The organism is Parachitinimonas caeni, assembly GCF_030129945.1.
In the GTDB taxonomy this organism is placed as follows: Bacteria; Pseudomonadota; Gammaproteobacteria; order Burkholderiales; family Chitinimonadaceae; genus Parachitinimonas; species Parachitinimonas caeni.
In genome coordinates this window covers 1-5,382 of record NZ_JARRAF010000081.1, presented here as the reverse complement: position 1 = coordinate 5,382, position 5,382 = coordinate 1, and the positions used below count along the sequence as shown (strand labels likewise).

Here is a 5,382-nt window from a genome sequence, read left to right as displayed (position 1 = left end):
GGGGCGTATAGTTCGCTTCCTCTGCTGCTGACGCAGCGAAACGAAACGGGCAACCGGGAAGTTTAGCGATAGTTAGTCAGGCCAGCAAGTGTTCTTTAACAAGATACAGTCGATAAGTGTGAGTGCTTGGTTTGAGGCTAAGTGCTTGCACGGAAGATCAAAGCAATTTGATCTTGCGCCAAGCCGAAATGAAATACAGAGATTGAACTTAAGAGTTTGATCCTGGCTCAGATTGAACGCTGGCGGCATGCTTTACACATGCAAGTCGAACGGACTTGGGAGCTTGCTCCTAAGTTAGTGGCGAACGGGTGAGTAATGCATCGGAACGTGCCCAGTCGTGGGGGATAACTTACCGAAAGGTAGGCTAATACCGCATACGTCCTGAGGGAGAAAGCGGGGGATCGCAAGACCTCGCGCGATTGGAGCGGCCGATGTCCGATTAGCTAGTTGGTGAGGTAAAGGCTCACCAAGGCGACGATCGGTAGCTGGTCTGAGAGGATGATCAGCCACACTGGGACTGAGACACGGCCCAGACTCCTACGGGAGGCAGCAGTGGGGAATTTTGGACAATGGGCGAAAGCCTGATCCAGCCATGCCGCGTGAGTGAAGAAGGCCTTCGGGTTGTAAAGCTCTTTTGTCAGGAAGGAAAACTTTCGTGCTAATACTACGGAAGGATGACAGTACCTGAAGAATAAGCACCGGCTAACTACGTGCCAGCAGCCGCGGTAATACGTAGGGTGCGAGCGTTAATCGGAATTACTGGGCGTAAAGCGTGCGCAGGTGGTTTTGTAAGCTTGATGTGAAATCCCCGGGCTCAACCTGGGAACTGCATTGAGGACTGCAAGACTAGAGTGTGGCAGAGGGGGGTGGAATTCCACGTGTAGCAGTGAAATGCGTAGAGATGTGGAGGAACACCGATGGCGAAGGCAGCCCCCTGGGCTAACACTGACACTCATGCACGAAAGCGTGGGGAGCAAACAGGATTAGATACCCTGGTAGTCCACGCCCTAAACGATGTCTACTAGTTGTTGGGAAGGGAGACCTTCTTAGTAACGCAGCTAACGCGTGAAGTAGACCGCCTGGGGAGTACGGTCGCAAGATTAAAACTCAAAGGAATTGACGGGGGCCCGCACAAGCGGTGGATGATGTGGATTAATTCGATGCAACGCGAAAAACCTTACCTACCCTTGACATGCTAGGAATCCTGCAGAGATGCGGGAGTGCTCGAAAGAGAACCTGGACACAGGTGCTGCATGGCTGTCGTCAGCTCGTGTCGTGAGATGTTGGGTTAAGTCCCGCAACGAGCGCAACCCTTGCCACTAGTTGCCACCATTAAGTTGGGCACTTTAGTGGGACTGCCGGTGACAAACCGGAGGAAGGTGGGGATGACGTCAAGTCCTCATGGCCCTTATGGGTAGGGCTTCACACGTCATACAATGGTCGGTACAGAGGGTAGCCAACCCGCGAGGGGGAGCCAATCTCATAAAGCCGATCGTAGTCCGGATTGCAGGCTGCAACTCGCCTGCATGAAGTCGGAATCGCTAGTAATCGCGGATCAGCATGTCGCGGTGAATACGTTCCCGGGCCTTGTACACACCGCCCGTCACACCATGGGAGTGGGGGATACCAGAAGTAGGTAGCTTAACCTTCGGGAAGGCGCTTACCACGGTATGTTTCATGACTGGGGTGAAGTCGTAACAAGGTAGCCGTAGGGGAACCTGCGGCTGGATCACCTCCTTTCTAGAGAAAAAGCTTTAGATCAAGTACTCACACTTATCGACTGTATTGAAGTGGACACGAGAAAGGCGCTGGGTCAGTAGCTCAGTCGGTTAGAGCACCGTCTTGATAAGGCGGGGGTCATAGGTTCGATTCCTATCTGACCCACCATGCGACGATTGGGGGCATAGCTCAGCTGGGAGAGCACCTGCTTTGCAAGCAGGGGGTCGTCGGTTCGATCCCGTCTGCCTCCACCAAAACTCGAAGAGATGAGTCAAGAGCGACTAGAGATGGTTGTTGTTGACTGATTTCTTAAGTCAGCCCGAAAGGGAAACGTGTTCTTTAACAAGATAGAAGAAGTAACCTAAGTAAAATTGGGTTTGATTGTATCGAGAGTCTTAGACGACAAGTCGAAGTTTAAGACGACGCAAACACCGAAGATTTTGAGCGGAAAGAGCTAGCTACTGAGAAGTAGTTGGTTCTGCCTGAGAAGGCCGTTTGAGATTATAGGGTCAAGCGACTAAGTGCATCTGGTGGATGCCTTGGCGATCACAGGCGATGAAGGACGTGGTAGCCTGCGAAAAGCTTCGGGGAGCTGGCAAACAAGCATTGATCCGGAGATGTCCGAATGGGGAAACCCACCCGCGAGGGTATCCTAGACTGAATACATAGGTCTAGAGAGGCGAACGCAGCGAACTGAAACATCTAAGTAGCTGCAGGAAAAGAAATCAACCGAGATTCCCAAAGTAGTGGCGAGCGAAATGGGAAGAGCCTGTACGTGATAGTCCAAATGCTAGTAGAACAGTCTGGAAAGTCTGGCCATAGTGGGTGATAGCCCCGTATACGAAAGCGATTGGGTGGTACTAAGCGTACGACAAGTAGGGCGGGACACGAGAAATCCTGTCTGAAGATGGGGGGACCATCCTCCAAGGCTAAATACTCGTGATCGACCGATAGTGAACCAGTACCGTGAGGGAAAGGCGAAAAGAACCCCGGGAGGGGAGTGAAATAGAACCTGAAACCGGATGCATACAAACAGTGGGAGCCTGGAAACGGGTGACTGCGTACCTTTTGTATAATGGGTCAGCGACTTACGTTCAGTAGCGAGCTTAACCGAGTAGGGGAGGCGAAGGGAAACCGAGTCCGAATAGGGCGCTAGTTGCTGGGCGTAGACCCGAAACCAGATGATCTATCCATGGCCAGGTTGAAGGTGGGGTAACACCCACTGGAGGACCGAACCCACTAGTGTTGCAAAACTAGGGGATGAGCTGTGGATAGGGGTGAAAGGCTAAACAAATCTGGAAATAGCTGGTTCTCCTCGAAAACTATTTAGGTAGTGCCTCATGTATCACTGACGGGGGTAAAGCACTGTTATGGCTAGGGGGTCATCGCGACTTACCAAACCATGGCAAACTCTGAATACCGTCAAGTGCGAGCATGGGAGACAGTCCTGGGGTGCTAACGTCCTGGGACAAGAGGGAAACAACCCAGACCGCCAGCTAAGGTCCCAAATGATCAGTTAAGTGGAAAACGAGGTGGGAAGGCATAGACAGCCAGGATGTTGGCTTAGAAGCAGCCATCATTTAAAGAAAGCGTAATAGCTCACTGGTCGAGTCGTCCTGCGCGGAAGATGTAACGGGGCTCAAACTGATAACCGAAGCTGCGGATCACACGTAAGTGTGGTGGTAGAGGAGCGTTCCGTAAGCCTGCGAAGGTGGTGGTGTAAACCCTGCTGGAGGTATCGGAAGTGCGAATGCTGACATGAGTAGCGATAAACAGGGTGAAAGTCCCTGTCGCCGAAAACCCAAGGTTTCCTGCGCAACGTTCATCGGCGCAGGGTGAGTCGGCCCCTAAGGCGAGGCTGAAAAGCGTAGTCGATGGGAAACGGGTTAATATTCCCGTACCTTTGTATCATGCGATGGGGGGACGAAGAAAGTTAGGTCATCCAGGTGTTGGAAGTCCTGGTTTAAGCGTGTAGGTGGGTCCTTTAGGCAAATCCGGAGGGCTAACACTGAGGCGTGATGACGAGCGAGCTTGCTCGCGAAGTGACTGATACTCTGCTTCCAGGAAAAGCCTCTAAGCTTCAGTGATATGAAGACCGTACCGCAAACCGACACAGGTGGGTAGGATGAGAATTCTAAGGCGCTTGAGAGAACTCAGGAGAAGGAACTCGGCAAATTGACACCGTAACTTCGGGAGAAGGTGTGCCCTGATAACGTGAAAGCCCTGCGGCTGGAGCGGTAAGGGGTTGCAGTGAAAAGGTGGCTGCGACTGTTTATTAAAAACACAGCACTCTGCAAACACGAAAGTGGACGTATAGGGTGTGACGCCTGCCCGGTGCTGGAAGGTTAAGTGATGGGGTGCAAGCTCTTGATCGAAGCCCCAGTAAACGGCGGCCGTAACTATAACGGTCCTAAGGTAGCGAAATTCCTTGTCGGGTAAGTTCCGACCCGCACGAATGGCGTAACGATGGCCACACTGTCTCCTCCTGAGACTCAGCGAAGTTGAAATGTTTGTGAAGATGCAATCTCCCCGCTGCTAGACGGAAAGACCCCGTGAACCTTTACTGTAGCTTTGCATTGGACTTTGAACAGGCTTGTGTAGGATAGGTGGGAGGCTTTGAAGCGATGACGCCAGTTGTCGTGGAGCCGACGTTGAAATACCACCCTGGTGTGTTTGAGGTTCTAACCTAGACCCGTGATCCGGGTCGGGGACCGTGCATGGTAGGCAGTTTGACTGGGGCGGTCTCCTCCCAAAGTGTAACGGAGGAGCTCGAAGGTCTTCTAGGTACGGTCGGAAATCGTACTGATAGTGCAATGGCATAAGAAGGCTTAACTGCGAGACCGACAAGTCGAGCAGGTGCGAAAGCAGGACATAGTGATCCGGTGGTTCTGTATGGAAGGGCCATCGCTCAACGGATAAAAGGTACTCCGGGGATAACAGGCTGATACCGCCCAAGAGTTCACATCGACGGCGGTGTTTGGCACCTCGATGTCGGCTCATCACATCCTGGGGCTGTAGCCGGTCCCAAGGGTATGGCTGTTCGCCATTTAAAGTGGTACGTGAGCTGGGTTTAAAACGTCGTGAGACAGTTTTGTCCCTATCTGCAGTGGGCGTTGGAAGTTTGAGGGGGGCTGCTCCTAGTACGAGAGGACCGGAGTGGACGCACCTCTGGTGTACCGGTTATCACGCCAGTGGTATCGCCGGGTAGCTAAGTGCGGAAGAGATAAGCGCTGAAAGCATCTAAGCGCGAAACTTGCCTCAAGATGAGACTTCCCGGGAACTAGATTCCCCTAAAGGGTCGTTCAAGACCAGGACGTTGATAGGTCGGGTGTGGAAGCGCAGTAATGCGTTAAGCTAACCGATACTAATTGCCCGTGAGGCTTGATCCTATAATCTGAAGCGTTTTGCTCAGATCAATGGTTTGCCTCGAATCAAATCCAAAGGTTACTACTTCTATCGATTTCGGTGTGCTGAGTTATCCTCAGCAGACCACCCCCTTTTGCTTGGCGGCAATAGCGAGACGGACCCACGCCTTCCCATTCCGAACAGGACCGTGAAACGCCTCTGCGCCGATGATAGTGCGGATTCCCGTGTGAAAGTAGGTCACCGCCAGGCTCCCCTTATAAAGCGCCCCCTCCTCTGATGGTCGGGGCGCTTTGCTTT

General features: G+C 52.5%; 2 tRNA genes and 3 rRNA genes. All 5 read left to right on the top strand.

From position 1 onward, the window contains the following. Positions 1–204: 204 nt before the first annotated feature. The 5 genes from PZA18_RS23375 to rrf all read left to right on the top strand — a co-directional run bounded on the left by PZA18_RS23375 (position 205) and on the right by rrf (position 5,334). Positions 205–1,740, top strand: a 16S ribosomal RNA gene (locus tag PZA18_RS23375). 70 nt (positions 1,741–1,810) lie between these two features. Next, a tRNA-Ile gene (locus PZA18_RS23370) sits at positions 1,811–1,887 on the top strand. A gap of 10 nt (positions 1,888–1,897) precedes the next feature. Continuing rightward, positions 1,898–1,973 (top strand) — tRNA-Ala (locus tag PZA18_RS23365). Between the two features lie 253 nt (positions 1,974–2,226). Next, positions 2,227–5,108, top strand: a 23S ribosomal RNA gene (locus tag PZA18_RS23360). Between the two features lie 113 nt (positions 5,109–5,221). Continuing rightward, positions 5,222–5,334: ribosomal RNA gene (gene rrf / locus PZA18_RS23355) — 5S ribosomal RNA — on the top strand. Together the 16S, 23S and 5S rRNA genes with 2 tRNA genes alongside form the textbook arrangement of a ribosomal RNA operon. Positions 5,335–5,382 lie beyond the last annotated feature (48 nt).